Source organism: Flavobacterium limnosediminis JC2902, assembly GCF_000498535.1.
GTDB lineage: Bacteria > Bacteroidota > Bacteroidia > Flavobacteriales > Flavobacteriaceae > Flavobacterium > Flavobacterium limnosediminis.
In genome coordinates, this window is sequence record NZ_AVGG01000001.1 from 553,223 (window position 1) to 569,514 (window position 16,292).

Sequence of the window (16,292 nt, forward strand, 5' to 3'; positions counted from 1 at the left end):
CTATGTCAACGAAAGAAAAATCATTGAATTTTATAGAACAAATCATTGAAGACGATTTAAAAAATGGTTTGTCACCAAATAAATTGCGTTTCCGTTTCCCGCCAGAACCCAACGGCTATCTGCATTTGGGTCATGCCAGTGCGATCTGTCTGAATTTCGGTTTGGGAATCGATTATAATGCACCGGTTAACCTGCGTTTTGACGACACCAATCCGGCCAAAGAAGAGCAGGAATATGTGGATGCCATCAAACGCGATGTGGAATGGTTGGGATTCAAATGGGCCGAGGAATGTTATGCTTCGGATTATTTTCAACAGTTGTATGACTGGGCCGTTGAATTGATTAAGAAAGGAAAAGCCTATGTAGACAGCCAGTCTTCAGAAGATATGGCCAAACAAAAAGGAACACCTACACAACCCGGAGTTGACGGTCCTTTCCGAAACCGATCCATAGAAGAAAACCTGGATTTGTTCGAAAGAATGAAAAACGGGGAATTCAAAGAAGGTACCCATATTTTAAGAGCTAAAATCGACATGGCGTCCACCAATATGTTGATGCGTGATCCGATTATTTATCGAATTTTACACAAACACCATCACAGAACCGGCGACAAATGGTGCGTTTACCCTATGTACGACTGGGCACACGGGGAAAGTGATTACTTGGAACAGATTTCACACTCGTTCTGTACCTTGGAGTTTTTACCTCACCGTGAACTATACGATTGGTTTCTGGATCAGATTTATGATGATACGAAAGTGCGTCCGAAACAACGCGAATTTGCACGAAGAAATTTGTCGCATACCGTGGTTTCCAAACGTAAATTACTGCAATTGGTACAGGAAAATTTCGTAACCGGTTGGGACGATCCGAGAATGTCTACCATTTCCGGAATGCGAAGAAGAGGGTATACTCCGGCTTCCATCCGAAATTTTGCCGACACTATCGGAATTGCGAAACGCGATAACTTAATTGATGTTTCGTTATTGGAATTCTGTGTTCGCGAAGATTTGAACAGAGTTGCACCTCGAGTAATGGCAGTTATCGATCCGGTAAAACTGGTAATCACCAACTATCCGGATGGTAAAGTGGAATGGCTGGAAGCGGAAAATAATCCGGAAGAAGAAGTGATGACATTCAGAAAAGTGCCTTTTTCGGGAGAAATTTATATCGAAAGAGATGACTTTTTGGAAGAAGCAAGCAGCAAATTTTTCCGTTTGACTTTAGGGAAGGAAGTACGTTTGAAAAATGCGTACATCATTAAGGGAGAACGTGTTGTAAAAGATGCCGACGGGAAAATCACCGAAATTCACGCCACGTACGACGACGACAGCCGAAGCGGAAGCGGAAGCGAAGCCAGCAACCGAAAAGTTTCCGGAACCATTCACTGGGTTTCTGTGGAACATGCCGTGGAAGCGGAAATCCGTTTGTACGACCGTTTGTTTATTGACGAATCGCCGGACACGCACAAAGACAAAAATTTCCTTGATTTTGTGAATCCGAATTCCTTAAAAACGGTAACCGGATTTGTGGAGCCGAGCTTGGCCAATGCACAAGAAGGTGACAGTTTCCAGTTTCAGAGAACAGGATACTTCTGCGTAGACAGAGACAGTACCGCTGAAGCCTTGGTTTTCAACAAAACCGTGGATCTGAAAGATTCTTGGGAAGAAAAAGGGAAAAAAGAAGAAAATACTATCAATAATTCACTGAAAGAAATCAACAAGTATTTCAAAGTGAACAGCGATGAAGAAAGACAAGCCATTGAAAATGCGATTGGTGACAACGTCAAAAGCATCGGAAATTACAGTCTGCTGCAAAATTCACTTAAGAAGAATGTCAACAACAATAAGAGTTCGCTGTTGTTTTCTAATTTTATTCTGAAATATTCCGATAAGATCACTGCTTCGGATGTGGAAACCGAACTGCTTCATAAATTGTATATGATGTCGTTGAAAAGCGAATCGCCATTTGTTCGACTGGAAGGAATTCAGAATCTGAAAAAGGACGAGGATAATTTTGACGCTTTCAAAACGCAACTTTCGGAAATGAAAATGGCCGAAAAAAATGAAATTGTATTGCACTTACTTTCCGAAGTAATCTAAAAAACAACTATAGATTATATCAATTAAAAACCTGCTAAAGAGCAGGTTTTTTTATTATAGTATTTATCAATCATAAAACAGTTTTTAATTATAAAAATTTATTAAAACTGACTTTCATAAATTTATTCTAAGCGAATTTTAAAAAAACGAAAGGTATTTCCATGCCTATATGTAGTTTATCCTCTTAAAAGTGTTTTAAATCGATTTTTGATTTTTAGAGGATACAATTAACCGGCGATTAACAATATTTCTGTTTTTGAATATGTAATTTTATAGTTAGTAACTAAAATTGTAAAATCATGTCAGAGAACACAGGAAAAACAGTATTGGCTCTTTTGGCCGGCGCAGCAATTGGGGCTGGGCTTGGAATTTTGTTTGCTCCCGACAAAGGTTCGGAAACAAGAAGAAAAATCAAAGAAGGTATTGACCACGGAAAGGAAAATTTACAACACCGCTTTAGTGAGGTTACGGAAAATATTAAATCTAGATTTTCAAGAGCCAAAATGGATTTTGAAAGTGAAATCGATCATTTACTTTCACACAGCGATCATAAAAAAGAAGAGGTGATTGAAGCCTTGGAAAAAAAATTGGCCGAATTAAAAAAATTGGCCGAAACCACTAAAAATTAAATATGCCGTTTGAAAATCTGAAAGAAAAAGCGGATGACATTCAGGATCATCTGAAAAATGCTATCGACAGCACTATTGCTTATTACAAATTATGGTTGTTTAAAGTCATTATGAAATCGACGACCATGGTTGTGAAGGTACTGTTGATGTCTTTGCTTTTCCTGTTTTTTCTGTTGTTTACCTCCGTGGCTCTGGCTTTGTATTTAGGTCAGCTGACGGATAATTATGTTTTGGGTTTTCTGATCGTAGGCGGTATTTATGTTGTTCTCCTGCTTATTGCCTACTTCATAAAAGACAAAATAGTGGAAGGCAACGTATTGGAAAAATTTTCAAAAGTCTTTTTTAACGAATAATCGGTACCGTGGAAACAAAAGTATATTCTTCCTACAAGGAAATTGACCGTGATCTGGAAATCCTGAAACTTCAGAAAGAAATTGATGTGAAAAAACTGTCGCTTACTGTAGATAAAACGCTGGAAAGCTTAACTCCAGCCGGAATGCTACGGAACCTTTTAGGAGATACAGGACTGCTGATTACCAAATCGGGACTGCTGAAAAATGTAATACTGCCATTTATAATCAACAAATTCATAAAATAAAAAAGAGGCCTTTCGACCTCTTTCCTTTTTTAAAAAACAATTATTCCGGATCCGAAGGATTGAAATCCAAGGACGTATGATCGTCTTTTTTCTTAGTACGTTTCGGTTGGTTTTTCATGGTTTCCCCAATCTGATTACTCGCCGTGAAAGAAGCTACCATATTGTTTAACATGTCACTACCCGCCTGAGGTGAATTCGGTAACAAAATCAAATTCGAATTCGTATCGGCACCGATAGCCTGCAGCGTATCATAATGTTGTGTCACCACGATTAAAGCCGATGCTTCCTGAGAATTAATCCCCACATTATTCAATACTTCCACACTTTCCACCAATCCACGGGCGATTTCTCTTCGTTGATCGGCAATACCCTGTCCTTGTAAACGCTTGCTTTCCGCTTCCGCTTTGGCTTTGGCTACAATTCTGATTCGTTGCGCTTCCGCTTCATATTCGGCTGCGGTTTTTTCTCGATCGGCAGCATTGATACGGTTCATCGCGTTTTTTACCTGGATGTCCGGATCAATATCCGTAACCAATGTATTGATGATTTCATATCCGTAGGTGGTCATCGCCTCATTCAATTCGCGTTTCACGGCAATGGCGATATCGTCTTTACGTTCAAAAACATCATCCAAAATTAATTTAGGCACTTCCGCACGAACCACATCAAACACATACGAAGTTATCTGATCGTGAGGATATTCCAACTTATAAAAAGCATCGTACACTTTCTCCTGAAGCACTTTAAACTGAACGGAAACTTTCATTTTTACGAAAACGTTGTCTTTTGTTTTCGTTTCAATAATTACGTCCAACTGCTGGATTCTCAAATTTACTCGTCCGGCAATACGGTCGAAAACCGGAATTTTAATCTGCAAACCGGATTGTCTGATGCTGTTGAATTTTCCGAAACGTTCTACAATTACCGCCGTTTGCTGCTTAACCGTAAAAAAGGAAGCCAGTAAAAGGAAGAATCCGACGACTAATAAAATAGGAAGTACTACCATGATAAATAATTTAGTTATTTTATAAGATTATACGGATACATGATGTAAATGTTACAATCGTTATTGAAATAAGTTTACATTTGTCGAAATTTTTTAATTTCCTCAAATGAAAAAGCAACTTATTGTTTCATTGCTATTGATTGGTTTACAGACTTTTGCGCAACAAGGGTACCGCGACGGAAACCGAATTGGTATTTATGCCGGTGTAAATCAAACCTCTCTAATGACTTCCGATTTTGACGTCACTCCCGAAATGGGCTGGTCGGCAGGAATGCAGGTTCGCGGAAATTACTATAACAATTTCAGTATGATTTTCGGGATGCAGTTTTCTGAAAATAATTTTTCTGTGGCTACCTATTCTCCTTTACTGCAACAACAGGAGGTAAAATACAAACTGATGAACGCTCAAATTCGGTTATTATTCAGTTACAATGTGGTGAAAGACCATGTTTCGTTGGACATTGGTCCGGTGCTTCAGGTAAACGACAAATTAAAATTTGACGGAAAATACGAAGCCAACGTTTTAGCCGATAACGCCCTTTTAACAGTAAAAGACATTACGGATATCACCAAAATAAACGGAAACCTGTACATAGGAATTTCGGGTGGAAACCGAAGAGTTCGCGCATTGGTTAATTACCAATACGGGATGAACAATATCCTTAACAACCTGAACAAGAAAGAAGAATTAAAAGTTGCCAACAACGGGAATTTCAGCGGGCATATCGGTATTATTACCGGACAGTTGTTGTTTAATTTATAAATATAAAATTAACGAAAATAATCGGGCAAGTATTTTATATTTGTCTGATTATTAATTTTAACCAAAGACAAATGAAAAAAGTATTACTTGCCGTTACCCTGATGATTGGTCTGGCAGCCAATGCGCAAATCAGTCCTAAATTTAATGGAGATCCTGAGGATTTTCAAGATATGAAAAAAAGAACTTTAATTGTTGAAGTTCTTGAAGAAGACCCGAAAATTATTAAAAAATTAGACAAACCAAAAAAAGCAGAAGAACTAAAGGAATATCAGACTTTCATTAAAGAATTCAATGAGGATTTTAGAGTTTTCGCTCCAAAATACTGGAAATTGAATTCCAACATTGAATATAAAACCACTACAGAAATTGATGCTTTACAGAAGTCTAAAAACAAATCTTATGCTGTATTGCGTTTTATTTTATTAAACGATAACGGAACCCATGGATTAAAAACAGGGTTAAATGTACCGGCGTTGGCTTACACGCGAATCGAAAGTAACCGAAAAGCAGCCGATTCTAAAATCTATTTACCTTACAGAGCGCTAAGTAAAGGAAAATCATTATTGGAAGCAGATTACAAATATGCGTTGGAAACATTACAAGCCAACATCAACTGGATTATCAAAAATGACAAAACGATACATTTTGATAAATATGCCGAGAAAATGGCGGAAGAAAATTGTACAAAATTAAAAGGAAAAACAATTTTGGTACCCGAATATGTTTTAAAGGACGGAAGATCTAAAGAACAGGCTATTAAAAATTACGGTGGTAATTTAAAATTCGTAACGGACGAGGAAATCAATAATGCTTTCGTGAACAAAACAAAAAATACTGCCGTTTTGTTTGTGGCACCTTACGGAATTGTAAAAGGAAGCATGGTTATTCAAATATCAACTTTGGTTTATTTTAAAGTTGTTGCCGATTGCGAAACAGGTGATGTAAATTATCTGTACATGCCGGGCGGATTCAGCTATGGAGCAAACGTATCTGATAAAATGACAGAAACCGAATTTAAAACAATGGGTAACTGTAAGATTTTGTAGTTATTCTAAAAAATAAATAATAGAAAAGCCCCGAAATTCTCGGGGCTTTTTTGATTCTTATAACGTTGCAATCGCTTGCTGTAATCGTTTAATGGTTTCGTCTTTTCTAATCATTTCCACGATATCGAAAAGATGCGGACCTTTTAAGGCACCCACCAAACTCAAACGGAACGGCTGCATTACTTTACCCATCCCGATTTCATTTTTGGTCATCCAGTCTTTTACGATCGTTTCGATGTTTACTGAAGTGAAATCACCAATATTTTCCAATACCGAAATCAATTCCTGCATCAAGCCTGGTGTTTCTTCTTTCCAGTTTTTCGACGCTTTTTCATCGTAAGCCGTTGGAGCTACGAAGAAGAAATCACTCAGTTCATACAAATCGGTTACAAAAGTCGCGCGTTCTTTTACCAAAGCGACAACTTTAGTTACGTATTCCATATCCGTTACGATTCCTTTTTCGGATAAAATCGGCATAAATGCTTCCGCTAAAGAGGCATCCGACTGTAATTTAAGATAATGCTGATTAAACCATTTGTTTTTCTCCGGATCAAATTTCGCTCCTGCTTTATGTACACGGTTTAAGTCAAATTTCGCTACCAATTCTTCCAACGAAAATAATTCCTGATCGGTTCCGTCATTCCATCCTAATAATGATAAAAAGTTCACTACCGCTTCCGGGAAGAAACCTTTTTCCCTGTATCCTGATGATTTTTCACCGGAAATAGGATCGTTCCAGTCCAACGGGAAAACCGGGAACCCTAATTTGTCTCCGTCTCTTTTTGATAATTTTCCGTTTCCAACCGGTTTTAATATCAATGGTAAATGCGCAAACTGAGGTGCTTCCCAACCAAAAGCTTTGTATAACAATTCGTGTAACGGCATCGATGGCAACCATTCTTCCCCACGGATCACATGCGAAGTTTCCATTAAATGGTCATCTACGATATTCGCCAGGTGGTACGTTGGCATACCGTCACTTTTAAACAATACTTTATCGTCTAATAAATTCGTATCAAACTTAATATCGCCACGAATGATATCTTTTAAATGTAACGTTTCATTAACCGGAGTTTTGAATCGGATCACATATTCTTCACCATTGGTAATTCGTTCCGCTACTTTTTCAGTCGAATTCGTCAGGGAATTGTCCAAATGTTCACGAACGGTATGATTGTATATAAAGGTGTTTCCTGTTTCTTCGGCATTTTTACGCAATTGATCCAAATCGTCAGCCGAATCAAACGCATAATACGCCCAACCACTGTTAATTAACTCATCAGCATATTGCTTGTACAAAGGTTTACGCTCGCTCTGACGGTACGGTCCAAATTTTTCGTTTTTACCCACGGTTTCGTCCGGTGCAATGCCCAACCATTCCAAAGCTTCCATTATATATTGTTCGGCTCCGGGAACAAAACGGTTCTGGTCGGTATCTTCCACACGTAAGTAGAAAGTTCCGCCGTGTTTTTTAGCAAATAAATAATTGAATAAGGCAGTTCGTACACCACCTATATGTAAAGGTCCTGTTGGACTGGGTGCAAAACGCACTCTAACCGGTTTTGACATTTTCAGTAAATTTTGTGCAAAGATACTATTTCAATACGGCAATTGGAACGATAGCGAATTTGAAATGTAATTTAAATTAATGATTTTCAATTTTTAAAATACAGTAGTGAACCATAATAGACTTTGATTTCAAAATTTTGGTTTAAAAACTAAAAGTGAATAGTGTTAAAATCTGTGGTTAAGATAAAACCAAACACATTAAAGTTATAGCTATTATTTTTTTAGTCTGCACAATGATAAACTAATTATTAACCACGAATTCACGAATTGAAAATTATTAATTTTTAAAAATTCGAAAATTCGTGGCTTAACAATATTTAAAAAATAAACCGTAATCAACATAACTTTAAAATCGTACTGTTTCAGTAACGTGTTATTACCCTGATAATTATGAAACTATTAGTTTTTATAAGAATACGAAATTGTTAATAAAATCTGTAATTAAAAATGAATTTTACTACAAATTAACAAGCTGTTTCAACTATGTTAATTAAAATACTGTTATCGTTGAAAAACAGGCTTTTACCGATTAACAACATTTGTTGATAACTTAAGATAGAATTTTACAACTGTTTTTTGTTTCTATCGGAAATTTTTCTAATCAAAAACCGGATTGAAAAAACCTAATGAAGTTTCCATATTTTACTTTTTACTTATCAAGATATAAAGTATAGTTATTAACAGTAATCCACATGGTGAATTATTAAGATTATCGATAAAAAAATACATTTCAACGATTGTTAATAACCTTAAAAGCACATTTGATTTACAAAGTTTTAACCCAAAATAACATTGTTAATAACCCGGTATAAAAAAGTATAAACCAAAAATTACCTCTTTTAAAATAAAGTTATGCCAACTATTAACAAGCTATAATAACAATCAATTAATTTAAATTTTAAAAAAATATTTTTTGTTGTTTTTAATGAATGTTGACAACTTTGGAAAGTTAGAATTTAGAAATTTGAGTTTGAGTTTGGAATTGGATTTTTGTGAATCAGGTTTAACGTAATTTTTTGAATTTCGTTTCGTTTAAAATTGTAGTTTTATCGGTTATAAAGAAACAAGTGATTTTGGAAAACAAAAATCTGATATTTCAAAAACTGGAGGCTTTCATTAAGAAGTTTTATACCAATGAGTTACTCAAAGGAACGATACTTTTTATTGGATTGGGATTGGTGTATCTGATAGGTACGCTGCTCGTGGAATATTTCCTATGGTTGTCGCCATCGGGAAGAACGATTCTATTCTGGTTGTTTATAACGGTTGAAATTTTCCTTTTACTTCGTTTTATCTTATTCCCGGTTTTCAAATTGTTCAAACTGCAAAAAGGAATTGATTATAATGAGGCTTCCAAAATCATCGGGAATCACTTTTCGGAAGTAAGCGATAAACTCACGAATTTCCTTCAGCTCAACAATCAGACGAATCCGTCGGAATTATTGTTGGCTTCTATTGAACAAAAGGCTAATGCATTACAACCGATTCCTTTCGGTAACGCCATTAATTTTAAAAAGAATGTTAGATTTCTGCCGTATGCCATAGTACCATTATTGATTTTACTGTTGTTTTTTGTGAGCGGTAATTCCGGAATGATAACGCAAAGTTTTGACAGAATGGTACATTTCCAGAAACAGTATACCCCTCCTGCCCCATTCGAATTTGAGATTTTGAATTCCAATTTAGTAGCAGAACAAGGTCAGGATTTTCTGCTTCAGGTAAAAACCAACGGTAAAATTGTACCCGAGAATGCCATGATTACTATTGGAGATGAAAGTTACTATCTCGAATCGGTTAAACCCGGAGTCTTCCAGTATAAATTTGATAAACCGGCAAATACCATTGAATTTCAACTGACTGCCAATGAAGTGACTTCTAGTTTACTTGAACTACAGGTAGTTGCGGTTCCAACGATAGCCAGTTTCGAAATGGTCGTAACGTTTCCATCTTATTTATCAAGAAAAGCCGAAGTTATTCAAGGCAGCGGAAATGCTGTGATTCCGGAAGGTTCAAAAGTTACCTGGAAAGTAAATACATTAACAACAACAGAAGTACTTTGGAAAAGTAATAATCAGTCTGTTCCTTTTTCTAAGAATGAATCGTACTTCAGTTTATCAAAAAATATTATTCAAAATACTGATTATCAAATTTTTACTTCCAACACAAGAGTAAAAAATCACGAAAAACTTCATTATCAGCTTACTACGATTAAAGATCAATATCCGACCATTTCGATTGAACAAGCTCCGGACAGTCTGAAACTGAAAGGCAATATGGTTCTGGGTCAGGTTTCCGATGATTACGGACTCAGCAAACTTCAGGTGGTTTTTTATCCGAAGGACAATCCGAAGCAATTGCGTCGCGGAAATTTGTCTGTTAAACAAAATTCCTTTGATCAGTTCGTCTACAGTTTTCCTTCGGGATTAACGTTGCAGCAAGGTGTGGATTACGACTACTATTTCGAAATTTTCGATAACGATGCGTTGCATAATTACAAAAGCACAAAGTCGTCAGTTTTCAGTCACCGTGAACTGACGGAAAATGAAAAGCAGGAAGAGAAGCTTCAGGAACAGAATTCCAATATCAACAGTTTAGAGAAATCTATTAAAAATCAGGACAAGCAGTTATCCGAGTTGGATAAGTTGCAAAAGATGGGTAAAGAGAAAGCTAATCTTGATTTTAAAGATCAGAAAAAAGTACAGGATTTCATCAACCGTCAGAAACAACAGGATGAAATGATGAAAGAATTTTCCAAAAAATTGGAAGATAATTTAAAGGATTTCAATCCTGAAAGAAAGGACGAATTCAAAGAGGAATTATTGAAACGTTTGGATAAAAACGAAAAGGAGATCGAAAAAAACGAAAAGCTTTTGAAGGAATTGGAAGAACTGACCAATAAGCTCAAAGAGGAAGAACTCTTCGAGAAAGTGGATAAATTAAAACAAAATACGAAAGACCAAACCAAAAGTCTGGAGCAGTTGGTAGAAATGACCAAGCGATTTTATGTTGAAAAGAAAGCGGAACAGATTGCCGATAAGTTAGACGAACTTTCTAAAAAAGAAGACAAATTAGCCGACAGTAAAGACAACGATTCCAAGGAGCAGAATGATATTAATAAGGAATTCGATAAGATTCAGGAAGAACTTAACGAGTTGGACAAAGAAAATAAAGAGTTAAAAGCTCCGATGGATATTCCGAACGACAAGCAGGAACAACAGGATATAGAAGAAGATTTAAAGAAAGCTTCCGAAGAATTGCAGAAAAATAGTCCTTCAAAAGCCAAACCAAAGCAAAAATCTGCGGCTCAGAAGATGAAACAGATGAGTCAAAAAATGCAGCAATCCATGGAAATGGGTGATATGGAACAGATGGAAGAAGATGTGAAAATGTTACGCCAGATACTGGACAACTTGCTCGCGTTCTCTTTTTCACAGGAAGATGTTATGCGTGATTTTAAATCGAGTTCCTCTCGAACCATAGGTTTTAATAAGCTTTTAAAAAAACAACAAGATCTGAAAAATCAGTTCAAACATGTTGATGACAGCCTGTTTGCAATGTCCCTTCGTAATCCTAAAATATCAGACATGATTACCAAGGAAGTTGGTAACGTACAATATAACGTTGATAAATCCATCGATAATTTAGCTGACAATAATATTCAGAAAGGCGTTTCCCATCAGCAGTATACCATAAGTTCAGCTAATAAATTGGCCGACTTTTTAAGTGATGCGATGAATCAGATGCAGATGGAAATGGAAATGCAGGGACAAGGGCAAGGCAAAGGCAAACCAAAACAAGGGCAAGGTCAGGGTGGTATGCAGCTTAAAGACATTATAAAAAAGCAGGAAGGCCTATCCGAAAAAATGAAACAGGGTATGAAGAAAGGCGAAAAACCCGGAGAAGGACAACCTGATAAGAACGGTAAGAAAGGTGGTAATCAAGGTGAAGGCGGTCAGGATGGTGAAGGAAATGCTGGTGAGGTTTTGGAAATTTACAAAGAGCAGCAACGTCTTCGGGAAGCTTTACAGAAAGCTTTGGAGAAAGAAGGGGCTGGCGGAATGGGTCAGAATGCCGCAAAACAAATGAAGGATATAGAAAAGCAATTATTAAATAAAGGTTTTAAAAACGAAACCCTTCAAAAAATGCTGAACCTGAAACACGAACTTTTAAAGTTGGATAAAGCAATTCAGCAACAAGGGGAAGAAAACAAAAGACAATCGCAAACCAATACCAAAGCATTTCATAATCAGGCGAATCAAATTCCGCCGGCTTTGAAAGAATATTTAAACAGTGTGGAAATTTTAAATAGACAAAGCTTACCTTTGCGCCCAAATTTTAATCAAAAGGTGCAAACCTACTTTAAGAACAATGATAAGTTTTAATTACGAAACCGACTTCCAATTGGAAAACGAAAGGGACTTCGAGAATTGGATTTCGCGTGTTATAGACTCTGAAAACAAGGAAGCCGGAGAGATAAGTTATATCTTTTGTGACGACGAATACCTGCATAAAATCAATGTAGAGTACCTTAATCACGATGATTTGACCGATATCATCAGTTTTGATTATTCTGAGGGAAATTTATTACAAGGTGATATTTTTATTTCCATTGAGCGCGTTAAGGATAATGCGCAAGACTTTGGTGTATCGTTTGAAGATGAATTGAAAAGAGTTATCATTCACGGGGTCTTACACTACTGCGGATATAAGGATAAATCCGAAGCGGATGAAAAAGTAATGCGCTCTAAAGAAGATGAAAAAGTTTTATTGTTCCACGTGGAACAATAAGGAAATACTAAAATTAATATTGAAACAATAAAATGTTTCACGTGGAACAATGAGTTTATTTCAAGATGTATATGATGTAATTGTGGTGGGTGCCGGTCATGCCGGATCGGAAGCTGCAGCTGCGGCTGCTAACATGGGTTCGAAAACATTATTGGTTACGATGAGTTTGCAGAACATTGCTCAAATGTCGTGCAATCCTGCCATGGGTGGAATTGCAAAAGGACAAATCGTTCGTGAGATTGATGCCTTGGGTGGTTATTCGGGAATCGTTTCGGATAAAACCGCCATCCAGTTCAAAATGCTGAACAAATCCAAAGGACCTGCGATGTGGTCGCCCCGAGTGCAGTCCGATCGTATGCGTTTCGCGGAAGAATGGCGTTTGATGTTGGAACAGACTCCGAATCTGGATTTTTACCAGGAAATGGTTGGCGGAATCTTGACCGAGAACGGAAAAGTTACCGGTATCCGTACGTCGCTTGGAATCGAAATCAAAGCCAAAACAGTGGTGCTGACCAACGGTACTTTTTTAAATGGATTGATTCATATCGGTGACAAACAATTCGGAGGTGGACGAGCTGGCGAAAGTGCGGCTTACGGAATCACGGAAGATTTGGTGAAACTCGGATTTGAATCCGGAAGAATGAAAACAGGTACTCCTCCCCGTGTGGACGGACGTTCGCTGGATTATTCCAAAATGATTGTACAGCCCGGAGATGTGAATCCGGATAAGTTCTCTTATTTGGAAACGATTAAGCCGTTGACGGTACAGCGCGATTGTCACATGACCTATACTTCAGAATTGGTTCACGATTTATTAAGAGAAGGTTTTGATCGTTCACCGATGTTTAACGGACGTATCAAAAGTTTGGGTCCACGATATTGCCCATCTATTGAAGATAAGATTAATCGTTTTGCCGATAAGGACCGTCACCAGTTGTTTGTGGAGCCGGAAGGCTGGAATACAGTTGAAGTTTACGTAAACGGATTTTCAACTTCGCTTCCGGAAGAAGTGCAGTTTAAAGCATTGCGTTCTGTTGCAGGTTTTGAAAACGTGAAATTCTTCCGCCCCGGTTACGCGATTGAATACGACTACTTCCCTCCTACGCAATTACAGCACACGTTGGAAACGAAATTGGTGGAAGGTTTGTATTTTGCCGGACAGATTAACGGAACCACCGGTTATGAAGAAGCCGCTTCGCAAGGACTGATGGCCGGAATCAATGCCGCGTTAAAGGCTCAGGATCGTTCGCCTTTTATTTTAAAAAGAAATGAAGCCTATATTGGCGTACTTATAGACGACTTAATTACCAAAGGAACGGAAGAACCTTACCGAATGTTCACATCCCGTGCCGAATACAGAACCTTATTACGTCAGGACAATGCGGATGACCGCTTGACGCCGTTGTCGTATGAAATCGGTTTGGCCAGTGAAGGACGTCTTCGAAGAATGGAAAAGAAACGCGACCAATCGGAAGCGTTTATAAATTTCTTCAAAGAAACGAGTTTAAAACCCGAAGAGGCGAATCCAATTTTAGAAAGTAAAGGATCTGCCCCGATGGTACAGCCGGATAAAATGTTTAAGGTTTTTTCCAGACCGCAATTGGAACTGGAAGATTTCGTAAAATTCAAAAAAGTTACCGATTACATCGAAGAACACGATTTGGATCGCGAAGTTATTGAACAAGCAGAAATTTTGGTAAAATACTCCGGCTACATAGAAAAGGAAAAAAATAATGCCGATAAACTGAACCGTCTGGAAGATTTAAAAATTCGTGACGATTTTGATTATGATGCGGTAAAATCCATTTCGCACGAAGCGCGCGAAAAACTAAAAAAAATTCGTCCCGTTACCATTTCGCAAGCCTCACGTATCAGCGGAGTCTCTCCTGCCGATATTTCCATTTTATTAATTCACATGGGAAGATAGTGTTCAGTTTACAGGCGGTACAAGGCAGAGGTCAGATGCTTAAATTTGCCTTCTGCCTTGTACCGCTTGATTTTGTTCCACGTGAAACTACTTCGGCAAGCCCCATAAACAAAGAGAATCTTTAAAAAAAAATATTTTTATAAATGAATTTTTCAAACGAGAAAGTTTTTATCAGCGTAAAGGATTATTCGGTTTCCGGAGAACATTTTGATTTGCTGTTGGATGAGGAATTGCAACTACTGAAAACCCATCCGCAGCCTTCGTTGGATATGCTTCCTAAATATTACGAAAGCGACGATTATATTTCCCATACGGATGGTAAACGTTCGCTGTTTGAAAAGGCGTATCATTTTATAAAACGAAAAGCGATTCGCGACAAAGTGAGTTTGATCACTTCATTGCAGCCACAAAAAGGAACACTTTTGGATATCGGTGCCGGAACAGGGGATTTTCTTCAGGAGGCCAAAAATCAAAATTGGTCGTGTACCGGAATTGAACCGAGCGATAAAGCAAAAGCGATAGCCATCAATAAAGGTGTTTCTTTCTCTGATGATTTAGCCTCGTTGGAAAATCATTCGTTCGATGTAATTACCATGTGGCATGTTCTGGAACACGTACCCGATCTGGAAAAACAAATAACCGAATTAAAACGGTTGTTAAAACCTGGCGGAACCATTTTAATAGCGGTTCCGAATTACAAATCGTTCGATGCAGAATATTACGGAAAATTTTGGGCTGCCTATGATGTACCGCGACACCTTTGGCATTTCTCAAAAATTTCGATTGAAAAATTATTCGCAAGGGAAAATATGAAACTGGTAAAAGTGCTTCCGATGGTTTTTGATAGCTTTTATGTTTCGCTTTTATCCGAAAAATACAAAAACGGAAAAATGAATTTTGTGAAAGGTTTTTTCATCGGATTGCAATCCAATCTGAAAGCCAAGCGTAATTTTGAGTATTCGTCACATATTTATGTCTTAAAAAACGAAGAAAATTAAAATAAAGCGCAATTTTAAACGAAAATCCGCATCATTATAAGAATTATTACCGATTTTTTAAAAGTGTCTTAAAAAGCTTTATATGAGTTTGTTTTTAATAAAGCGTAATTATGATTAATTTTAATTTAATAAAAAAAAATTATAGTGTAATTTTTACCCAAAAGTTCCTTATTTATTCACAAATTTGTCATCTTTGAAACTTTAAAACGAATTACTACTTTTACATCAAAATTAATCTGATATTTAAAAAAAATGAAAAAACTGATTTTACTATCTTTTGCTGCTTTGGCATTTGTTTCTTGTAATAAGGAAGCAACTTCTGTTGAAAAAATGAAAACAGCTTATGTAGATACCGGAAAATTATTGGAAGAAAACAAGGAAGCTAAAGACATTGAAGATAAATACAAAGTAAAATCGGAAGAGATGGGCCGTGAACTTCGCGGTGAAGCGAGTCAATTCCAGAACGAAGCACAAGCTTTTCAACAAAACGCACAGTTAAAAGGTCCGGCTTGGGCTCAGGCAAAAGGTGCTGAACTGCAAAAAAGAGAGCAGGAATTGGGAATGAAGCAACAAGCGATGCTACAGTCTTTGCAACAAGCGAGTGGTAAAGAAATGGATAGTCTGGTAAAACGTATCAAAAATCATATCAAAGAATATGGTAAGAAAAACGGATATGATTATATTTATGGTACGGGTGATGCGGCTACAGTATTGTATGCTAAAGAGGCCTATGATATTACGGCTATAATGACTAAAGAAATTAACGACCAGTACAAAGGTCCTGCAAAACCTGAAGAAACAGAGAAAAAATAAATATTTAGCCTTCCATTGGGAGGCTTTTTTATTTGTATTTAAGTTGGTTTTTT

At 37.1% G+C, this 16,292-nt stretch carries 13 protein-coding genes; 11 read left to right on the top strand and 2 right to left on the bottom strand.

Translation table 11 applies throughout. The annotated features are described in order from the left end of the window. Positions 1–2: 2 nt before the first annotated feature. The 4 genes from FLJC2902T_RS02490 (at position 3) to FLJC2902T_RS02505 (ending at position 3,329) form a co-directional block, all read left to right on the top strand. A complete protein-coding gene (locus FLJC2902T_RS02490) occupies positions 3–2,102 on the top strand; it encodes a glutamine--tRNA ligase/YqeY domain fusion protein (RefSeq protein ID WP_023578210.1) in 2,100 nt (699 codons plus the stop codon). A gap of 299 nt (positions 2,103–2,401) precedes the next feature. Beyond that, positions 2,402–2,731 carry a YtxH domain-containing protein gene (locus FLJC2902T_RS02495; protein ID WP_023578211.1) on the top strand — a complete coding sequence of 110 codons (330 nt, stop codon included), beginning with the start codon at positions 2,402–2,404 and terminating at the stop codon, positions 2,729–2,731. A 2-nt stretch (positions 2,732–2,733) separates the two neighbouring features. Then, positions 2,734–3,084, top strand: coding sequence for a hypothetical protein (locus FLJC2902T_RS02500; protein WP_023578212.1), 351 nt, complete (start codon positions 2,734–2,736; stop codon positions 3,082–3,084). Positions 3,085–3,092: 8 nt separating this feature from the next. Next, a complete protein-coding gene (locus FLJC2902T_RS02505; protein WP_023578213.1) occupies positions 3,093–3,329 on the top strand; it encodes a DUF6327 family protein in 237 nt (78 codons plus the stop codon). 40 nt (positions 3,330–3,369) lie between these two features. Here the strand turns inward: FLJC2902T_RS02505 and FLJC2902T_RS02510 are convergent, their stop codons facing one another. Next, entirely contained in the window at positions 3,370–4,335 is a 966-nt protein-coding gene (locus FLJC2902T_RS02510) for an SPFH domain-containing protein (protein WP_023578214.1), read from the bottom strand. 106 nt (positions 4,336–4,441) lie between these two features. Here FLJC2902T_RS02510 and FLJC2902T_RS02515 point away from each other — a divergent pair, with 106 nt between their 5' ends. Next, a complete protein-coding gene (locus FLJC2902T_RS02515) occupies positions 4,442–5,098 on the top strand; it encodes a hypothetical protein (RefSeq protein WP_023578215.1) in 657 nt (218 codons plus the stop codon). Positions 5,099–5,169: 71 nt separating this feature from the next. After that, positions 5,170–6,144, top strand: a complete 975-nt coding sequence (locus FLJC2902T_RS02520) for a hypothetical protein (protein WP_023578216.1) — start codon at positions 5,170–5,172, stop codon at positions 6,142–6,144. 57 nt (positions 6,145–6,201) lie between these two features. Here FLJC2902T_RS02520 and gltX read toward each other — a convergent pair whose 3' ends face one another. Then, positions 6,202–7,713: a glutamate--tRNA ligase gene (gltX, locus tag FLJC2902T_RS02525; protein ID WP_023578217.1), complete on the bottom strand. Its 1,512-nt coding sequence runs from the start codon at positions 7,711–7,713 to the stop codon at positions 6,202–6,204. Positions 7,714–8,786: 1,073 nt separating this feature from the next. On the opposite strand from gltX, the gene FLJC2902T_RS02530 reads away from it, so the two are divergent. The 5 genes from FLJC2902T_RS02530 to FLJC2902T_RS02550 all read left to right on the top strand — a co-directional run bounded on the left by FLJC2902T_RS02530 (position 8,787) and on the right by FLJC2902T_RS02550 (position 16,239). Further along, a complete protein-coding gene (locus tag FLJC2902T_RS02530; RefSeq protein ID WP_035676898.1) occupies positions 8,787–12,095 on the top strand; it encodes a DUF4175 family protein in 3,309 nt (1,102 codons plus the stop codon). Beyond that, a complete protein-coding gene (gene ybeY / locus FLJC2902T_RS02535) occupies positions 12,082–12,501 on the top strand; it encodes an rRNA maturation RNase YbeY (RefSeq protein ID WP_035676762.1) in 420 nt (139 codons plus the stop codon). The genes FLJC2902T_RS02530 and ybeY overlap by 14 nt, the downstream gene beginning before the upstream one ends. A gap of 49 nt (positions 12,502–12,550) precedes the next feature. Then, entirely contained in the window at positions 12,551–14,428 is a 1,878-nt protein-coding gene (mnmG, locus tag FLJC2902T_RS02540) for a tRNA uridine-5-carboxymethylaminomethyl(34) synthesis enzyme MnmG (protein WP_023578220.1), read from the top strand. 143 nt (positions 14,429–14,571) lie between these two features. Then, positions 14,572–15,426 (top strand): class I SAM-dependent methyltransferase, encoded by an 855-nt coding sequence (locus FLJC2902T_RS02545; RefSeq protein ID WP_023578221.1) that lies wholly within the window; start codon positions 14,572–14,574, stop codon positions 15,424–15,426. 252 nt (positions 15,427–15,678) lie between these two features. After that, a complete protein-coding gene (locus FLJC2902T_RS02550; protein ID WP_023578222.1) occupies positions 15,679–16,239 on the top strand; it encodes an OmpH family outer membrane protein in 561 nt (186 codons plus the stop codon). Positions 16,240–16,292 lie beyond the last annotated feature (53 nt).

Coding starts and splice junctions, on each gene's coding strand:
- FLJC2902T_RS02510 (WP_023578214.1), bottom strand. CDS start 4,335: ATGGTAGTACTTCCTATTTTATTAGTCGTCGGATTCTTCCTTTTACTG.
- mnmG (WP_023578220.1), top strand. CDS start 12,551: ATGAGTTTATTTCAAGATGTATATGATGTAATTGTGGTGGGTGCCGGT.
- FLJC2902T_RS02495 (WP_023578211.1), top strand. CDS start 2,402: ATGTCAGAGAACACAGGAAAAACAGTATTGGCTCTTTTGGCCGGCGCA.
- FLJC2902T_RS02545 (WP_023578221.1), top strand. CDS start 14,572: ATGAATTTTTCAAACGAGAAAGTTTTTATCAGCGTAAAGGATTATTCG.
- FLJC2902T_RS02520 (WP_023578216.1), top strand. CDS start 5,170: ATGAAAAAAGTATTACTTGCCGTTACCCTGATGATTGGTCTGGCAGCC.
- FLJC2902T_RS02490 (WP_023578210.1), top strand. CDS start 3: ATGTCAACGAAAGAAAAATCATTGAATTTTATAGAACAAATCATTGAA.
- FLJC2902T_RS02550 (WP_023578222.1), top strand. CDS start 15,679: ATGAAAAAACTGATTTTACTATCTTTTGCTGCTTTGGCATTTGTTTCT.
- gltX (WP_023578217.1), bottom strand. CDS start 7,713: ATGTCAAAACCGGTTAGAGTGCGTTTTGCACCCAGTCCAACAGGACCT.
- ybeY (WP_035676762.1), top strand. CDS start 12,082: ATGATAAGTTTTAATTACGAAACCGACTTCCAATTGGAAAACGAAAGG.
- FLJC2902T_RS02500 (WP_023578212.1), top strand. CDS start 2,734: ATGCCGTTTGAAAATCTGAAAGAAAAAGCGGATGACATTCAGGATCAT.
- FLJC2902T_RS02515 (WP_023578215.1), top strand. CDS start 4,442: ATGAAAAAGCAACTTATTGTTTCATTGCTATTGATTGGTTTACAGACT.